General features: G+C 70.8%; 14 protein-coding genes. 10 read left to right on the forward strand and 4 right to left on the reverse strand.

Features of this window, described 5'->3' with window-relative positions:
- Positions 1–114 precede the first annotated feature (114 nt).
- The 3 genes from BLTE_RS11010 to BLTE_RS11020 all read left to right on the forward strand — a co-directional run bounded on the left by BLTE_RS11010 (position 115) and on the right by BLTE_RS11020 (position 2,173).
- On the forward strand, positions 115–519 hold the full coding sequence (locus tag BLTE_RS11010; RefSeq protein ID WP_126400491.1) for a DUF3168 domain-containing protein: 405 nt from the start codon (positions 115–117) through the stop codon (positions 517–519).
- A gap of 17 nt (positions 520–536) precedes the next feature.
- Complete coding sequence (locus BLTE_RS11015; protein WP_126400494.1) at positions 537–944, forward strand: phage major tail protein, TP901-1 family; 408 nt, start codon at positions 537–539, stop codon at positions 942–944.
- Positions 945–1,204: 260 nt separating this feature from the next.
- Positions 1,205–2,173, forward strand: coding sequence for an IS110 family RNA-guided transposase (locus BLTE_RS11020; protein ID WP_126399672.1), 969 nt, complete (start codon positions 1,205–1,207; stop codon positions 2,171–2,173).
- A 131-nt stretch (positions 2,174–2,304) separates the two neighbouring features.
- On the opposite strand, the gene BLTE_RS11025 is transcribed toward BLTE_RS11020, so the two are convergent.
- Positions 2,305–3,675: a DNA-packaging protein gene (locus BLTE_RS11025; RefSeq protein WP_126400498.1), complete on the reverse strand. Its 1,371-nt coding sequence runs from the start codon at positions 3,673–3,675 to the stop codon at positions 2,305–2,307.
- Positions 3,560–4,129, reverse strand: a complete 570-nt coding sequence (locus tag BLTE_RS18125; RefSeq protein WP_160140590.1) for a hypothetical protein — start codon at positions 4,127–4,129, stop codon at positions 3,560–3,562. The genes BLTE_RS11025 and BLTE_RS18125 overlap by 116 nt, the downstream gene beginning before the upstream one ends.
- A gap of 1,074 nt (positions 4,130–5,203) precedes the next feature.
- On the opposite strand from BLTE_RS18125, the gene BLTE_RS11035 reads away from it, so the two are divergent.
- Both BLTE_RS11035 and BLTE_RS11040 read left to right on the forward strand, forming a co-directional pair.
- Entirely contained in the window at positions 5,204–6,628 is a 1,425-nt protein-coding gene (locus BLTE_RS11035) for an ATP-binding protein (RefSeq protein WP_126400503.1), read from the forward strand.
- Between the two features lie 125 nt (positions 6,629–6,753).
- The gene (locus BLTE_RS11040; RefSeq protein ID WP_126400506.1) at positions 6,754–7,227 is read left to right on the forward strand and encodes an RT0821/Lpp0805 family surface protein; all 474 of its coding nucleotides are present in this window, start codon (positions 6,754–6,756) and stop codon (positions 7,225–7,227) included.
- A 255-nt stretch (positions 7,228–7,482) separates the two neighbouring features.
- Here BLTE_RS11040 and ppk2 read toward each other — a convergent pair whose 3' ends face one another.
- Positions 7,483–8,346: a polyphosphate kinase 2 gene (gene ppk2, locus BLTE_RS11045; RefSeq protein WP_126400509.1), complete on the reverse strand. Its 864-nt coding sequence runs from the start codon at positions 8,344–8,346 to the stop codon at positions 7,483–7,485.
- 243 nt (positions 8,347–8,589) lie between these two features.
- Entirely contained in the window at positions 8,590–9,558 is a 969-nt protein-coding gene (locus tag BLTE_RS11050) for an IS110 family RNA-guided transposase (protein ID WP_126396710.1), read from the reverse strand.
- Between the two features lie 295 nt (positions 9,559–9,853).
- Here BLTE_RS11050 and BLTE_RS11055 point away from each other — a divergent pair, with 295 nt between their 5' ends.
- The 5 genes from BLTE_RS11055 (at position 9,854) to BLTE_RS11075 (ending at position 16,354) form a co-directional block, all read left to right on the forward strand.
- Complete coding sequence (locus BLTE_RS11055) at positions 9,854–11,344, forward strand: hypothetical protein (protein WP_126400513.1); 1,491 nt, start codon at positions 9,854–9,856, stop codon at positions 11,342–11,344.
- A 327-nt stretch (positions 11,345–11,671) separates the two neighbouring features.
- Complete coding sequence (gene ccmI, locus BLTE_RS11060) at positions 11,672–12,871, forward strand: c-type cytochrome biogenesis protein CcmI (RefSeq protein ID WP_244599957.1); 1,200 nt, start codon at positions 11,672–11,674, stop codon at positions 12,869–12,871.
- Positions 12,872–12,904: 33 nt separating this feature from the next.
- The gene (ccmE, locus tag BLTE_RS11065) at positions 12,905–13,423 is read left to right on the forward strand and encodes a cytochrome c maturation protein CcmE (protein WP_126400516.1); all 519 of its coding nucleotides are present in this window, start codon (positions 12,905–12,907) and stop codon (positions 13,421–13,423) included.
- A gap of 43 nt (positions 13,424–13,466) precedes the next feature.
- Complete coding sequence (locus BLTE_RS11070) at positions 13,467–15,452, forward strand: heme lyase CcmF/NrfE family subunit (protein ID WP_126400519.1); 1,986 nt, start codon at positions 13,467–13,469, stop codon at positions 15,450–15,452.
- Between the two features lie 404 nt (positions 15,453–15,856).
- Positions 15,857–16,354: a cytochrome c-type biogenesis protein gene (locus BLTE_RS11075; RefSeq protein ID WP_126402159.1), complete on the forward strand. Its 498-nt coding sequence runs from the start codon at positions 15,857–15,859 to the stop codon at positions 16,352–16,354.
- Positions 16,355–16,566: the final 212 nt, after the last annotated feature.

A 16,566-nucleotide genomic window follows, 5' to 3' on the forward strand; every position in this document is an offset into this window, starting at 1 on the left:
AGACCGAAGGCGTTTCGTCCTGGGTTCCCTTCCCTCGCATGGCTTCGCCATGCTCGCCGGGAACGACGGCGTCGTGCCTGCCCGCCTGTGCTCGCATGTATTCAAGGAGCCCCCATGTCCGCCGCTGTCGCATTGCGCGCCGCGATCTTCGCCGCGCTCGCCAATGATGCCGCGCTCGCCGCCGTGCTGGGCGGCGCCAAGATTCATGACGAGCCGCCGAGGACGCTCGACTTTCCCTTCGTCACGCTGGGCGAGGCGGAGATGCGCGACGCCGCGACCATGACGGAAGGCGGCGAGGAGACCACGCTGACGCTACACGTCCATTCGCGCCAGGGCGGCCACCGCGAGGCGCACGCCGTGGTCGGCGCGGTGATGGAGGCGCTGATCGACGCGCCGCTGCCGCTCGCCGGCCATCATCTGGCGAATCTGCGCGTCGCCACCGCCGATGTGCGCCGCGGCGAGGACGGTCGCACCTATCACGGCCGCATCCGCCTGCGCGCGGTGACCGAGCCGGCGTGATTTCAGGGGAGACGACGATGCCCGCCCAGAAAGGCAAGGATCTGCTGCTCAAGGTGAACGATGGCGGAAGCTTCGTCACCGTCGCCGGCCTGCGCACCAACCGCTTTGCGCTCAACGCCCAGACCATCGACGTCACCCACGCCGAGAGTGCCGGCCGCTGGCGCGAGCTGCTGTCGGGCGCGGGCGTGCGCAAGGCCAGCGTCGCCGGCTCCGGCATCTTCAAGGATGCCGCGTCGGATGCGCGCCTGCGCCAGCTCGCCTTCGACGGCGAGGTCGCGAGCTTCCAGCTCGTGGTGCCGGATTTCGGCGTCATCGAGGGACCGTTCCAGATCACCGCGCTGGAATATGCCGGCCGCTTCGACGGCGAGGTGACGCACGACATTGCGCTGGAATCGGCCGGCGCGCTGAGCTTCACCGCGCTGTGACTCTGTCATCCCGGACGGCGCGCAGCGCCGAACCGGGATCGTCCTCCGAAAAGGCACTTCATCCTGAACACGATCCCGGGTTGGAACGGCGAACTGTGCTTTGATGGGTGCACCGGCTCGGGGTGGCCACCCCGAGCCGGTGCGGGCGGCACGCCGTATCCCGGGTGAGCCTTCGAGGCCGTCGCGAGCAGAAGCGGCCGTCCGTCCCAAGCCAACCCGAACAGTTGCACGGGGCTTTTGACCCCGCTTCCAAGCCTGGGATGCTTGCCATGCTGCCACACCCGACGCCGTTTGCCACCCACCTTGTGGGCATCGATGTCTCCAAGGACTGGCTCGACATCGCCTTCGACGACACCAAGGTCGAGCGCGTCGATAACACCCCCGCGGCTCTCCAGCGCTTGGCCAGGCGCCTGGTGAAGGCCGGGCTCACCACCGCCGGCCTGGAGCCGACCGGCGGCTATGAACGCCTGGCGGTCGCGGTGCTGCGCGAGGCCGGCCTCACCGTGCTGCAGGTCGACAGCTGGCGCTGCCGCCAGTTCGCCAAGGCCTGCGGCCAGCGCGCCAAGAGCGATCCGCTCGACGCCCGCATCATCCGCGCCTTCATGCTGCATCACCCCTGCCGGCCGTTCCCGGAGCCCTCGCAAGCGCAGAGCGACCTGACCGCCTGGGTGCGCGAAATCACCCGCGCCGAGGCCGACATCCGCCGCCTCGAGAACCGCAAGGCCCACCCCACCCTGGCGGCCATCACCGCCCGGCTCGATGCCGAAATCGCCGCCCTGCGCGAGACCGTCGCCGCGGCCGAACAGGCCATCGAGGCGTTGATCGCCGCCGATCCGGCGATGGACGCCAAGGCCAAGATCATCACCTCGGTGCCGGGGATCGCCAACAAGACGGCCCGCGTCCTGCTCGCAGAAGCTCCCGAACTCGGCCAGTTCAGCCCCCGCCAAGCCGGTGCCATCGGCGGCTGCGCACCCTATCGCAACGACAGCGGCAAAGCGCGGCGGCCGGCCCATATCGAGGCCGGACGCCGCGCGCTCAAGCGCGCCTGCTATCTCGCCGCCTTCGCCGCCATCCACTGGAACCCGTGGGCCAAACAGCTCTACGCCGACCTCAAAGCCCGCGGAAAACCCGCCAAGGTCGCCCTCATCGCCATCGCCAGAAAGCTCCTGACCATCCTCAACGCCATGATTCGAGACAACAAACCCTGGCGAGACCCCAAAACCGCATGACAGTTGCTCGCGTTGCTCGCCCGGGACGACGAAAACCCGCAGGGCGCAAAGGCGAAGCGTCTTGCGCCGATCACGACGCAGGGCCGGCAACGCAATGGCGGATTACGCTTCGCCAATCCGCCTAGCCTCGCTCACACCCGCCGCACCCTTGGCTGGGTGTCGGGCTCGGTGAGGCTGGTGAGCGCCCACACCAGCGCGTCGAGGCGGTCGGGCGAGCGGCCATCCGACAGGCCGTCATGGGCGAAGTCGGCCATCTCGTCCTCAAGCGCCGGGAAGGCGCCGGCGTGCGCCACTTTGCCCTGCTCGTAGAGCTGGGCGATCGGCTCGGCGCGCAACCATTTGCCGCGGCGGGCGTGGACGAGGCGCACCGGCACCGATGAATCCGCATCCGCGAACACGCTGCGCACCATCTCGCCGCCCTGGTTGGCCTCGGCGATCAGCGCATCGGCTTCGAGCCGATGATAGAGCGCGAGCGCCCGCGCCGCCCATTGCGCCGGGCGCAGGCCGCGCGCGGTGTCGTCGGCGAGCACGCAGAGCCGGCCGTCCTCGGTGCGCCCCGCCGCGACGATGCCGCAGGCGTCCGAGGTGCGGTGGGCGGAGGCCGGCGGATCGACCGCCACGACGATGCGGGCCAGCGGCGGCGGCACGGCGATGCGGCAGCGCTCGATCAGGTCGCGCGGAAACAGCGTGCCGGCGCGGTCCTCGATCAGCTCGCCCATCAGCTCCTGGCGGCCGAGCCGCGTGCCGCGATAACGGCCGACGATGGCATCGAGAAAGCCCGGCGCGAGGTTCAGCGCGTTCTCGGCGGTGGTCATGCGCGCCACCGCCACGCGCGGGTCGGCGACCAGCCGGCGCACGATCGGCACGGCGCGCGGCGTGGTGGTGACCACCTGGCGCGGCGCCTCGCCCAGACGAAGTGCGAACTGCAGCATGTCGAACGCCTCCTCGGCGCGGCTCCATTTGGCGATCTCGTCGCACCAGGCGGCGGCGAACTGCGGGCCGCGCAACTGCTCGGGATCGTCGGCGGAAAAGGTCTGCGCCACCGCGCCGTTCGGCCATTCCAGGCGGCGGCGCGAGGGCAGCCAGCGCGGCCGCTCGAAGCGGGCATGGATGCGCAGCAGGCCGGAGACGCCCTCCACCATCACCTCGCGCACGTCGGCCGCCGTCTCGCCGACCAGCGCGATCGGCGAGGTCGGCGCGCGCGCGGCCGGCGGGCGGCCCAGCGCCAGCGCCCGCACCCATTCGGCGCCGGCCCGGGTCTTGCCCGAGCCGCGCCCGCCCAGCATCAGCCAGATCGTCCACGGTGCGCCATCGGCGGCGGCCGCGGGCGGCCACTGCGCCGGGCGCGCCCAGGAGCGCCATTCGTGCAGGAAGTCGTCGAGCTGGTCATCCGTCAGGCGGGCCAGGAACTCCCCCTCCCGGCCGCTCGCCTTCCAGCTCCGCCAGACGGCGCGCCAGCTCGGTCCGCAGCCCGGAATAGTCGCGAGGCAGGGTTCGGTCATCGGAGTCTTCAGCCGGCGTCTGGGCCGGCGTTCGCACGGCCTTCCTGTCGAGCGCGGTGAGGCGCTCGATGGTGCGGGCGAGCACGGCAAGGGTGCGCGCCTCGCGCTCGGGCACGAGGTCGGCGCTTCTGGTGGCGAGGCGGTCGGCGGCGGCAGCGACCTGCTCCTCGCAGGTGGCGAGCAGCTTGGTCACCATCGCCTCGCGCTCGCGGCAGGTGGCAAGCCCGGTGCAGGCGAAGCCGCGGTGGCGGCCGGGGCCGGCCTCGCCGCTGCGGCCGAGCCCGACCGGGCCGCGCCGCCGCTGCCAACCTTGGGCGATGGCGAGCTGGTTGAGCCGCCACAGCGACAGGCCGGCACCGGCGGCCAGAGCGGGCAGAGCCGGACCGCGGCGGTCCTCATAGAGGACGCGCAGGCGTTCGAGCTCCTCCGGCGCGGGCGGCGCGGACGAGACCATGGCAGAACCGGTTGTGCGTGAAATGAGGGCGGTGTTTGGGGGCCTCCCCCGGGCAGGACGGCCGGGGCGGGGACACCATCCACCGCACCCGGCCGTCTCCTTCCGAGGAGAGGAAGGCCCGAAGAGGCGAGGCTATCCCGGTTGATGAGGGCGCTGGCTGAGGACGCACCCGGGATAGCCTTCGGCTGCTCCGTAAGGAGCCCCGCCGCGCGCGGGGGAGCACGGCGGGGGCTCTTGGCGGGCGGTTTCACCCACCGAAGCGGCGGCGCCAAGCCGAGGGGCGTATGGCGGCGCCAACCGCACTTGCGGAGCGTGCTGACCTTGTACCCCAGCAGCGCGCGGCTGTCAAGGACTAAATGCCAATCCTGGGAAAAAAGGCTGCGACAGGCGGTCGCATCCCTGGTATAAAAGTACCCCGCCGAACACCCTTTCGGGGGAAATCGGCGCTGCTGCGGCCCTTCCTGCGGCGTTTTGCCCCGCAGCATTCGCGGTTTTTCCGGGGTGGTCCGCCGCCCCGCGCGCCGGGGACTCGCACCCCGCCTGCGCCGCCCAGCGGAACGGCGAGCGCGCAAGCTCGACCGCTGGGCGCCGCAGCTTCCCGCAGTGCGAACGGCCGCTTCTCAACCACAGCGCGCAGCGTCGCGCCGAAAGCCTGGCCGGCCGCCGGCCGGCAGGGTGATATTACCTTCGGCCGGCAGGGATTATCTTCGGCATTTCAGCGCATTTCCGGTCATCGTCCGGCGGTGCGCGGCTTGTCCGGATGACGATCCCGACTCGGCGCTGCGCGCCGTCCGGGATGACAAGGCTCGGGAGAGATCGTCGTCCCGGGCAAGCACCGAAGGTGCGGGACCCGGGACCGTCTGCCGTCATGTCGTCGCCCCGGGCGAGCGGCTTTGGCCGTGAGACCAGGGACCGTTTTCAGGAAGGGGCGCTTTATCCGGAGGACGATCCCGGCTCGGCGCTGCGCGCCGTCCGGGATGACAAAACACGGAGAGACCGATCCCGCCGCCGCGCATAATCCCGGCGCATTCGCCGGCCACCAACATCGCCGCACCCACCGCCAGCCCCCCGCGCATGACCGACGCCGCCCCAGAGCCCGCACAACGCCCCGCCCCGAAGCCCGCGCCGCCCGCCCGGGCCAGCGCCTCGCTGGCGCTGCGGCTGTTCGTGACGGCGGCGATCGTCACCACCCTGGTGCTGGCCGTGACCGGCGCCGGCCTGTCGCAGCTCTATTCCGACTCGGTGGAGCGGGCGTTCGACCGGCGGCTCAACATCTATCTCAAGGCGCTGGTGGCCGAGGTCACGGTGTCGGAGGCCGACGCCGAGGACGGCGATCTCGGCGAGCCGCTGTTCGATCTGCCGCTGTCGGGCTGGTACTGGCAGGTGGCGCGCCTCGACAGCGACCCGCCGGCCGCCCGCGCCTCGCGCTCGCTCTACGACCACGCGCTGGAGCGGCTCGACGCGCGCGACCTGGAGCCGGACGCCGACGGCGTGCGCCATGGCTATGCCGCGGGTCCGCGCGGCGAGACGCTGCGGGTGGCCGAGCGCACGCTCGACCTCGGCGAGGGCGGCCGGCTGCTGGTCGCGGTCGGCGGCGATGCCGGCGAGATCGCCGAGGAGGCCGCCCTGTTCGACCGGGCGCTCGCCGTCACCTTCGGCGTGCTCGCCCTGGCGCTGATCGTCTCGGCGCTGGTGCAGGTGCGCTACGGGCTCAGGCCGCTGCAGGCGCTGTCGCGCCGGCTGGTGGCGATCCGCGCCGGCTCGGCCGAGCGGCTGGAGGGGCCGTTCCCGCGCGAGATCGCGCCGCTCGCCGACGAGCTCAACGCGCTCATCGCCGCCAATCGCGAGATCGTCGAGCGCGCCCGCACCCATGTCGGCAATCTCGCCCATGCGCTGAAGACGCCGCTGTCGGTGCTGCTCAACGAGGCCGATGGCCGCGACGACGCGCTGGCCGCCAAGGTGCGCGAGCAGGTCACGTTGATGCGCCGCGACGTCTCGCGCCATCTCGACCGCGCCCGCACCGCCGCCCGCGCCGCCAACGCGGCGAGCCTCACCGAGGTTGCGCCGGTGATTTCCGGGCTGGTGCGCACGCTGGAGAAGATCCACGCCGAGCGCGCCCTCGCCTTCGCCATCCGGGTCGATCCCGGCGTGCGCTTCCGCGGCGAGCGGCACGACCTGGAGGAGATGCTGGGAAACCTGATCGACAACGCCGCCAAATGGGCGGCGGGCCGGGTGGAGATCGAGGTTTTTGCCGAGCCTGCGCCCGGCGCGGAGCGGCGGTTCCTGCGGGTGGTGGTCGATGATGACGGGCCGGGCCTCACCGCCGACCAGCGCGCATTGGTGGTGAAGCGCGGCCGCCGACTCGACGAGACCAAACCCGGCTCGGGCTTCGGGCTCGCCATCGTGGTCGAGACCGCCGCCGATCATGGCGGGCGGCTGGTGCTGGGCAGCGCGCCGATCGGCGGCCTCAGGGCCGAGCTGATCCTGCCGGCGGGGTGAGGGTGTCTCGCGACACGCCCGCACCGCCCCTCCCCTCCAGCCCAGCTTTCGCCGGAATCGCGCCCTACCCGGGCGGCCCGGCCGCGATGCGGCCGGGTATCCAACGGTTTTTGCGGAGTTTCCCGATGTCCGTCCGCCAGTCCCTCGCCGCGGCCGCCACCGTCCTTGCGCTCGGCGGCTGCGCCACCAATGATGGCGGCCCCGGCCCCAAGACCGTGGTCGGCGCCGGCACCGGCGCCATCATCGGCGGGCTGGCCGGCAGCGCCATCGGCCGCGGCGACGCCGGCTCGGTGGTGGCGGGCGCGCTGATCGGCGGCCTGCTCGGCGGCGCCATCGGGGCCTCGCTCGACGAGCAGGACCGCCAGCGCGCCTATGCCGCGGAAATGGACGCGCTGGAGAGCGGCCGCTCGGGCGCCCCGGTGGCGTGGCGCAACCCGGACAGCGGCCATTACGGCACCGTCGTGCCGGGCCCGGCGTTCGACCGCGGCGGCCGCAACTGCCGCGAATACACCCACACCATCTATATCGACGGCCGGCCGCAGACCGCGCGCGGCACCGCCTGCCGCCAGCCCGACGGCACGTGGCAGCCGATGAATTGAGGCGGGCGGGGCGTCCCGACAGAGGGCATAGGGCGTAGGGCGGGATAGCGCAGCGTATCCCGCCAGCAGCAGCCAGAACGGCGCAATACGCTTCGCTATTGCGCCCTACGGGCCTTCGTCATCCCGGACGGCGCGCAGCGCCGAGCCGGGATCGCGCGCAGAAAGAGGGCCCCCTTTCTGAAAACGGTCCCGGGTCGCGCAGCTGAAGCTGCTTGCCCGGGACGACAGCCTCTCCCCGCGCCGCATCGCCCCGCCTCAATAGACCTGCTCGACGCGCTTCACCTGATAGCGCGGCTCCTCGTACTTGCCGCGCTTCTGGCGCTTGGGCAGCTCGATCCTGTCGCGCTTGATGTGCTCGTAGGGCACGGTCTTGAGGATGTGGCGGATGATGTTGAGCCGCGCCCGCTTCTTGTCGTCGGAGGGCACGAGATGCCACGGCGCCCAGGCGGTGTCGGACTTCTCGAACATCTCGTCGCGCGCCGCCGAATAGTCGTACCAGCGCTTGTAAGATTCCAGGTCCATCGGCGACAGCTTCCAGGTCTTGCGCGGATCGTTGATGCGGCCCTCCATGCGGCGGGTCTGCTCGTCCTCGCTGACCTCCAGCCAGAACTTGATGAGGATCACCCCGGATTCGACGATCGCCTTCTCCACCGCCGGCACGGCTTCGAGGAAGCGCCGCGCCATCTCCTCGGTGCAGAAGCCCATCACCCGCTCGACGCCGGCGCGGTTGTACCAGCTGCGGTCGAAGATCACGACCTCGCCGGCCGCCGGCAGATGCGGCAGGTAGCGCTGGATGTACATCTGCGACTTCTCGCGGTCGCTCGGCGCCGGCAAAGCGATGACGCGGAAGGTGCGCGGGCTCACCCGCTCGGTGATCGCCTTGATCGAGCCGCCCTTGCCGGCGCCGTCGCGCCCCTCGAACAGGATGCAGACCTTGAGCCCTTCGCGCTTGACCCATTCCTGCAGCGCCACCAGTTCGCCGTGCAGGCGCGCCAGCTCGGCCTCGTAGTCCTTGCGCTTGAGCTTGCCGGGTTTGGCGGCGGATTTCGCGGCCGGCTCGCCGGTGTCGGCGGGGTGAAGCTGCGTGTCGTTTGACTTGTCGTTCGACTTCTTGCCCATGGCACGACCTCCCGGTGACAGGACCTCCCGGCCGGCAACGGTGCGAGGCGAGCGGAGCGGTGTCAATCGGCGTGTGCGCTTCCGAATCGTCATCCCGGGCGAGCGTCAGCGGGACCCGGGATCGTCATCCGGAAAAGAGCCCCCTTCCGGAACACGGTCCCGGGTCGCGGGCCTTCGGCCCTTGCCCGGGACGACAGCCTCTCTCCGCCGCGTCATCCCGGGCGAGCAACGCGAGAGCAACTGTCATGCGGTTTTGGGGTCTCGCCAGGGTTTGTTGTCTCGAATCATGGCGTTGAGGATGGTCAGGAGCTTTCTGGCGATGGCGATGAGGGCGACCTTAGCGGGTTTTCCGCGGGCTTTGAGGTCGGCGTAGAGCTGTTTGGCCCACGGGTTCCAGTGGATGGCGGCGAAGGCGGCGAGATAGCAGGCGCGCTTGAGCGCGCGGCGTCCGGCCTCGATATGGGCCGGCCGCCGCGCTTTGCCGCTGTCGTTGCGATAGGGTGCGCAGCCGCCGATGGCACCGGCTTGGCGGGGGGTGAACCGGCCGAGTTCGGGAGCTTCTGCGAGCAGGACGCGGGCCGTCTTGTTGGCGATCCCCGGCACCGAGGTGATGATCTTGGCCTTGGCGTCCATCGCCGGATCGGCGGCGATCAACGCCTCGATGGCCTGTTCGGCCGCGGCGACGGTCTCGCGCAGGGCGGCGATTTCGGCATCGAGCCGGGCGGTGATGGCCGCCAGGGTGGGGTGGGCCTTGCGGTTCTCGAGGCGGCGGATGTCGGCCTCGGCGCGGGTGATTTCGCGCACCCAGGCGGTCAGGTCGCTCTGCGCTTGCGAGGGCTCCGGGAACGGCCGGCAGGGGTGATGCAGCATGAAGGCGCGGATGATGCGGGCGTCGAGCGGATCGCTCTTGGCGCGCTGGCCGCAGGCCTTGGCGAACTGGCGGCAGCGCCAGCTGTCGACCTGCAGCACGGTGAGGCCGGCCTCGCGCAGCACCGCGACCGCCAGGCGTTCATAGCCGCCGGTCGGCTCCAGGCCGGCGGTGGTGAGCCCGGCCTTCACCAGGCGCCTGGCCAAGCGCTGGAGAGCCGCGGGGGTGTTATCGACGCGCTCGACCTTGGTGTCGTCGAAGGCGATGTCGAGCCAGTCCTTGGAGACATCGATGCCCACAAGGTGGGTGGCAAGCGGCGTCGGGTGTGGCAGCATGGCAAGCATCCCAGGCTTGGAAGCGGGGTCAAAAGCCCCGTGCAACTGTTCGGGTTGGCTTGGGACGGACGGCCGCTTCTGCTCGCGACGGCCTCGAAGGCTCACCCGGGATACGGCGTGCCGCCCGCACCGGCTCGGGGTGGCCACCCCGAGCCGGTGCACCCATCAAAGCACAGTTCGCCGTTCCAACCCGGGATCGTCATCCGGAAAAGGCTTCCGAACGATTTTCCGCATGGAACAAACCGCTTCTTAAACGAATGCAACATAGTCTGCGGCCATCGGCATCAAGGAGCGAGCGACCGGCATGGCTGCGCCATCCAACGGGACACCGCAGGAGATCGAGAAGCTGCGCCGTTATCTGAACGGGCTGTCGCCGGAGGCGTGCGCCAAGGTTGCGGCGGAGCTGGAGCGCGAGGCGCGGGCCGGCGGCCGGGCCGGGCTCGACGTGGTGCTGCAGGAGCTGCATGCCGGCCTGCGCGGCCGCTTCCCGGCCGAGCAGGAGCGCCGCGAGCTTGCCAATGCGCCGCAGCGCCTGTTCTTCCAGCCGCTCGGGCCGTTCCTGATCGACGAGACGCCCGCGGCCAAGGTTCGCGGCCGCATTCCCCGCGCCAGCCTGGCCGCGGTGTGGACCTGGATCGCCCGCGACCTCGTGCCGGTCGATGCCAAGACCTATTCCGAGGCGGTCACCGCGCTGATGCCGGATGACGAGGCGGCCGCGGCCAAGCTCGCCAAGAGCTTCCAGGACCATGTGCTGGCGCGCATGCGCGCCGTGCTCGATCAGGCCGGCCGCGACGAGGTGGCGGCGCGCCGGCTCGCCGCCCAGTTCCGCTCGCAGCGCGAGGTCGAGGAGCTGCGCGATATCGTGGCGGTGCTGCGGGCGCGCGACGCGCTGACGGCCATCGCCAGCCGGCTGCCGCCGATCATCCGCAACCTCGCCGACGAGACGATGACCGGCGTGCGGGCGGTGTTCAACGCGCCGCTGACCCGCCACCCCGAGGTGTTCCCCTACGCGCTGGTGGTGCTGATGGGGCGGCTGGTCCAGCCCTGGCAGATCCTGCGCTTCGCCGCGCGCATGGCCGAGACCGACTCGGCGGCCAAGATCGCCGAGATGCCGGCCGCCGCCGCCGCGGTGGAGCTGGCCTTCGCCGAGCTGGAGCGCCGCGCCCCCGACCTCGGCCCGGCGCTCCGGCGGCGCGACATGGGCACCTTCGCCCAGACGCTGAAGGACGTGCACGACTTCGTGCGCGGCTTCCGCACCGAGCTCGATCTCGCCGCCGGCTCGCCCTGGGCCAAGCGGCTTGCCGCCGTGCGCAAGGACGTGGCGAGCCTGCTGTCGGACGAGATCGCCGCCGCCTCGGCCGAGGTGCGCCGCCTGCTCAAGCCGCGCAACCGCCGGGAGGCCGCCGCCGAGCCGCTGATCCCGGCACCCGACGTGGCCGCCGCCGAGGACGGGGTGGAGCTGGTGCTGCTCTGCCGCAACTATGCCAGCGAGATCGCCCTCAACGAGGCCACCCAGCGGGCGATGTCCGAGCTGAACGCGCTGCTCGATGCCGGAACCTCGGCGCTGATCGACAGCCTGCGCGCGGCCGGCGACGCCGAGCGGGCGTTCCGCCGTTCGCAGCTCGACCTCGCGGTGGCGCTCGCCCGGCGGGTGCTCGGCGACACCTTCGCCCAGCTGCTCGCCAAATCGGTCGAGCTTGCCGCACAGGGCCGCCCTGCCGAAAACGGCCGGCCCGCCGAGCCGGCGCCCGCCTCCGGCGCCGTGATGGAGCGACGACGAGTCGCGCGGTCTTGACGACGACGCATTCCTCCCTTTGATGCTCCGCAAAGGCTGACGACCTCCGGCCGCGTAAGACGGCTGCCGGAAGATCCTGTCGCGATCCCGAGCCGCGGTCGCCGAAGATCCCTGTTGCAGAACGGGATTTTTGGCGGCCGACCATCGATCGCCGGCCGGGTCGCGCCGGTGGCCGGCCGTTGGCCGCCGCAAGCCCCGCTCCCGCATAAGTAGTTTTGCGAGATCGGTTTTTGGGGATCACGCGGCGATCTCCCGGCACCCATATAGGGTCGCGGGCAGCCGCGTGGCCGGGTTCGCGCCTGCGGTCGTGAGTTGCGGAGGGGGAGAATGCTGTCATTCTGGGTTGCGATCGCCGTGATGACCGGCGTCGCCGCGCTGGCGGTGCTGGTGCCGCTGCTGCGACGGCAGGAGGCGGCCGCCGCCCCCGACCTCGCCGTCTATCGCGACCAGTTGAGCGAGATCGAGCGCGACCTCAAATCCGGCCTGATCAGCGCCGACGAGGGCGAGGCCGCCCGCATCGAGGTCAAGCGCCGCCTGCTCGCCGCCGCCGACCGCAGCGGCGCCGAGGGCGCGGCCAAGCGCGGCCGCCGCAAGCGCTGGGCGCTGGTGTTCAGCGGGCTGGTGTTCGTGCCGATGCTGTCGATCGGCGCCTATTTCATCATCGGCGTGCCCGAAATGCCCGACCAGCCGCTGGCCGCCCGCCTGCAGGCCCCGGCCGACCACCAGAACTTCGCGGCGCTGGTGCAGCAGGTCGAGGCGCGGCTGGCGCAGAACCCCGACGACGGCCGCGGCTGGGAGCTGTTGGCGCCGGTCTATCTGCGCTCCGGCCGCTACCAGGACGCGGTGAAGGCGCGCCAGAACGCGCTGCGGCTGCTCGGCGCCACCGCCGATCGCGAGGCCGACCTCGGCGAGGCGCTGTTCGCCGCCGGCGCCGACATCGTGACGGCGGACTCGCGCGCCGCCTTCGAGCGGGCGCTGACGCTCGATCCCAAGCAGCCCAAGGCCCACTATTTCCTCGGCGTCGCCGAGCAGCAGGCCGGCAATGTCGAGGCCGCCGCCGCCCGCTGGCGGGCGCTGCTCGCCGCCTCGCCGCCCGATGCGCCCTGGCGCAGCGTGGTCGAGCAGTCGCTGGTCGAGCTCGCCACCGCCACCCAGCCGCAGCCGGACAAGCTCCAGTCCGCCGCGCCCCAATCCGCCTCGCCTCATCCCGACAAGCCGCTGCCGGGACCGCGCGTCGAGAACGCCGCGCGGCTGGCCGAGCAGCAGGCGGAGAAGCAGGCGGGCGAGCTGCCGCCCGAGGTGCACCTGTCGATGATCCGCGCCATGGTCGAGGTGCTGGAGCAGAAGCTCAAGACCGACACCGGCGACGTCGAGGGCTGGATGCGGCTCGTGCGCTCCCATATGGTGCTCGGCGACAGCGAGAAGGCCAAGACGGCGCTGGCCTCCGCCCGCACGGCCCTGGCGGGCGACGCCGACAAGCTCAAGCGCCTCGACGACTACGCCAAGGAACTCGGCCTCGGGGGCTGATCGACATGTCCATTGCGCAAGGGTGAGCCGGCCATGACCCGCAAGCAACGTCGTCTCGTTCTGATCGGATCGGCCCTGGCCGTGCTGGCGGTCGCCACCGGACTGGTGCTGAGCGCGCTGAACGACTCCATCGTCTTCTTCAACTCGCCCACCGACGTGGTCGAGAAGGGCGTGCAGCCCGGCACGCGCATCCGGCTCGGCGGGCTGGTCGAGAACGGCACGGTCGAGCGCGGCGAAAAGCTCGCCGTCAGCTTCCGGATCACCGATGGCAACAAGGCCATCCCGGTGACCTATACCGGCATCCTGCCCGACCTGTTCCGCGAGGGCCAGGGCGTGGTGACCGAGGGCAGCATGGGCCCCGACGGCATCTTCCGCGCCGACAGCGTGCTCGCCAAGCACGACGAGAACTACATGCCGCGCGAGGTCTCCGACGCGCTGAAGAAGCAGGGCTACTGGCAGGGCAACGAGGCGGCGGGGGGAGCCGCCAAACCCGGCGCAACGCCGCCGGGCGCCGCGCCGGCCAATGCCCCGGCGCCGACTGTGCAGCATTGATGACGATCCGGATCGCTGACGATCCCGCAGCAAGGATGAGCGCATGACCGCCGAACTCGGCCACTATGCCCTGGTGCTGGCGCTGGCGCTGGCGCTGGTTCAGTCGACTTTGCCGATCTGGGGCTCGCGCACCGGCGACGATGCGCTGATGGGCACCGCCGCCCCGGTGGCGCTGGCGCAGGCGCTGTTCGTCTCGGCCTCGTTCGCGGCGCTGACATGGGCCTACGTCACCAGCGACTTCTCGGTCTCCAACGTCTACGAGAACTCGCACTCGGCCAAGCCGATGATCTACAAGATCAGCGGCGTGTGGGGGAACCACGAGGGCTCGATGATGCTCTGGGTTCTCATCCTGGCGCTGTTCGGCGCGCTGGTGGCGCTGTTCGGCAAGAACCTGCCGCAGACGCTGAAGGCCAATGTGCTGGCGGTGCAGGCGTGGGTGGCCACCGCCTTCCTGCTGTTCATCCTGCTCACCTCCAACCCGTTCCTGCGCTACGACCCGGCGCCGATGGAGGGGCGCGACCTCAACCCCATCCTGCAGGATGTCGGCCTCGCGATTCATCCGCCGCTGCTCTATCTCGGCTATGTCGGCTTCTCGATCTGCTTTGCCTTCGCGGTCGCGGCGCTGATCGACGGCCGGCTCGATGCCGCCTGGGCGCGCTGGGTGCGGCCGTGGGCGCTGACCGCCTGGATCTTCCTCACCCTCGGCATCGCCATGGGCTCGTACTGGGCCTATTACGAGCTTGGCTGGGGCGGCTGGTGGTTCTGGGATCCGGTGGAGAACGCCTCCTTCATGCCGTGGCTGATCGGCACCGCGCTGATCCACTCCGCCATCGTGATGGAGAAGCGCGAGGCGCTGAAGGTCTGGACGGTGCTGCTCGCCATCCTCGCCTTCTCGCTGTCGCTGCTCGGCACCTTCCTGGTGCGCTCGGGCGTTCTCACCTCGGTGCATTCGTTCGCCACCGATCCGGCGCGCGGCGTGTTCATCCTTCTCATCCTGGTGCTGTTCATCGGCGGCTCGCTGTCGCTCTATGCGTGGCGGGCGCCGACGCTGAAGCAGGGCGGGCTGTTCGCGCCGATCTCGCGCGAGGGCGCGCTGGTGTTCAACAACCTGTTCCTGTCGGCGGCGTGCGCGGCGGTGCTGGTGGGCACGCTCTATCCGCTGGCGCTTGAATCGCTCACCGGCGAGAAGATCTCGGTCGGCGCGCCGTTCTTCAACTCCACCTTCGTGCCGCTGATGATCCCGGTGCTGATCGCCATGCCGTTCGGCCCGCTTTTGGCGTGGAAGCGCGGCGATCTTCTCGCCGCCACCCAGCGGCTGCTGTTCGCCATCGGCGTGGCGGTTGTCGTCACCATCCTGATCTATGGCTTCGTGCAGGGCGGGCCGGTGCTGGCGCCGCTGGCGGTGGGGCTCGCGGTGTTCGTCATCATGGGCGCGCTGGCCGACATCGCCGAGCGCGCGGCGCTGTGGCGGGTGCCGCTCAAGGTCAGCCTCGCCCGCGTCCGCGGCCTGCCGCGCTCGGCCTGGGGCACGGCGGTGGCGCACATCGGCATGGGCCTCGTCATCCTCGGCATCGTCGGCGAGAGCGCCTGGAAGACCGAGGTCGTGCAGCGCATGAAGCTCGGCGACACCGTCACGGTCGGCCGCTACGCGCTGACGCTCGACTCGCTGTTCCCGCGCAACGGCCCCAACTACCAGGAGGGCGTGGCGCGCTTCGTCGTCGCCCAGGACGGCAAGACCATCGGCACCATGGAGGCGGCGAAGCGCGTGTTCACGGCGCGGCGGATGCCGACCACCGAGGCGGCGCTGCTCACCCACGGCTTCTCGCAGCTCTATGTCGCGCCGGGCGAGACCATCACCGAGAGCGCCATCGACGTGCGCATCTACGACAAGCCGCTGGTGCTGTGGATCTGGCTCGGCTGCGTGGTGATGGTGATCGGCGGCGGCCTGTCGCTGTCCGACCGCCGCTTCCGCGTCGGCGCGCCGCGCACCTCGCGCGCCCGCAAGGGCGCGCTGCAGCCGGCGGAGTGAGCGGCCGGCCGAACGCAGGCCCGGTGAACGCAGGCCGGGTGAACGCAGGCCGGGCGAGCGCGTTCTTTCTTCCCTCTCCCCTTGCGGGAGAGGGTGCCGAGCGAACGAAGATCGCGAGGCGGGTGAGGGGTGAAACTGCCAGCGTGCGTCCGCATGCACCCCTCATACGGTTTCCGGTTGATCCCTTCGGGATACCGGAAACGGTCTCGCCGAAAATCCCTTGTTCGATAACGGGATTTTCGGCGATCAGAATACGGTTCTCCGGCTTGATCAGCCGGAAACCGTATCACCCGGCTCGGATTTCGCTTCGCGCAATCCTCGCCACCCTCTCCCGCAAGGGGAGAGGGAAGAAGAGGCTGCTTCTGCCGATGATGGCGCCGTCATCTGGAGGTCGATTGAAGGTCATGGTCCCGGCATTCAACACCGTCTCACGCAAGCATTGGCTCCGCGGCGCGATTGTCGCGCTGGCCCTGGCGGCCCCCCTGCCCGCGCTCGCCGTGCAGCCCTCCGAGATGCTCCCCGACCCGGCGCAGGAGGCGCGGGCGCGCGAGATCTCGAAAGAGCTGCGCTGCATGGTGTGCCAGAACCAGTCGATCGACGATTCCGACGCCGGCCTCGCCAAGGACCTGCGCATCCTGGTGCGCGAGCGCATCCAGGCCGGCGATTCCGACCAGCAGGTGCTCGAGTTCCTCACCTCGCGCTATGGCGACTTCGTGCTGCTGCGGCCGCCCTTCGACCTCGCCACCGCGCTGTTGTGGCTGAGCCCGGCGGCCATCCTGCTGGCCGGCGGCATCGGCATCGCGTTCGCCGCCCGCCGCCGCCGCGCCACCGCCGCCGCCAAGCCGGCCGGCCTGAGCGCCGAGGAGGAGAAGCGCGTCGCCGAGCTCATGCGCGGCGAGTGAGGCGGTTTCCGGCCGATCAGGCCTTCGAGCCGTAGTCCGGTCGCCGAAAACCCTCCTTCCAAGAAAACCCTCCTTCCAAGCAAGGGGGGTTCGGGGAGATCGTTTCCGCCATCCCGAAGGGATCAACCGGAACCCATATGAGGCGCGGGCCCGCCCGAAGACCGGACTCAATCCCAGGTTCAGGGTACAATCCTGGGCCGCACGCATCCTGC

This window comes from Blastochloris tepida, from assembly GCF_003966715.1.
Classification (GTDB): domain Bacteria; phylum Pseudomonadota; class Alphaproteobacteria; order Rhizobiales; family Xanthobacteraceae; genus Blastochloris; species Blastochloris tepida.

Bases quoted from the DNA above. Each gene is read 5' to 3' on its own strand.
- BLTE_RS11050 (WP_126396710.1), bottom strand. From the start codon at position 9,558: ATGCTTGCCATGCTGCCACACCCGACGCCGCTTGCCACCCACCTTGTG.
- BLTE_RS11055 (WP_126400513.1), top strand. From the start codon at position 9,854: ATGGCTGCGCCATCCAACGGGACACCGCAGGAGATCGAGAAGCTGCGC.
- BLTE_RS11020 (WP_126399672.1), top strand. From the start codon at position 1,205: ATGCTTGCCATGCTGCCACACCCGACGCCGTTTGCCACCCACCTTGTG.
- ccmI (WP_244599957.1), top strand. From the start codon at position 11,672: ATGCTGTCATTCTGGGTTGCGATCGCCGTGATGACCGGCGTCGCCGCG.
- BLTE_RS11075 (WP_126402159.1), top strand. From the start codon at position 15,857: ATGGTCCCGGCATTCAACACCGTCTCACGCAAGCATTGGCTCCGCGGC.
- BLTE_RS18125 (WP_160140590.1), bottom strand. From the start codon at position 4,129: ATGGTCTCGTCCGCGCCGCCCGCGCCGGAGGAGCTCGAACGCCTGCGC.
- BLTE_RS11035 (WP_126400503.1), top strand. From the start codon at position 5,204: ATGACCGACGCCGCCCCAGAGCCCGCACAACGCCCCGCCCCGAAGCCC.
- ppk2 (WP_126400509.1), bottom strand. From the start codon at position 8,346: ATGGGCAAGAAGTCGAACGACAAGTCAAACGACACGCAGCTTCACCCC.
- ccmE (WP_126400516.1), top strand. From the start codon at position 12,905: ATGACCCGCAAGCAACGTCGTCTCGTTCTGATCGGATCGGCCCTGGCC.
- BLTE_RS11015 (WP_126400494.1), top strand. From the start codon at position 537: ATGCCCGCCCAGAAAGGCAAGGATCTGCTGCTCAAGGTGAACGATGGC.
- BLTE_RS11010 (WP_126400491.1), top strand. From the start codon at position 115: ATGTCCGCCGCTGTCGCATTGCGCGCCGCGATCTTCGCCGCGCTCGCC.
- BLTE_RS11025 (WP_126400498.1), bottom strand. From the start codon at position 3,675: ATGACCGAACCCTGCCTCGCGACTATTCCGGGCTGCGGACCGAGCTGG.
- BLTE_RS11070 (WP_126400519.1), top strand. From the start codon at position 13,467: ATGACCGCCGAACTCGGCCACTATGCCCTGGTGCTGGCGCTGGCGCTG.
- BLTE_RS11040 (WP_126400506.1), top strand. From the start codon at position 6,754: ATGTCCGTCCGCCAGTCCCTCGCCGCGGCCGCCACCGTCCTTGCGCTC.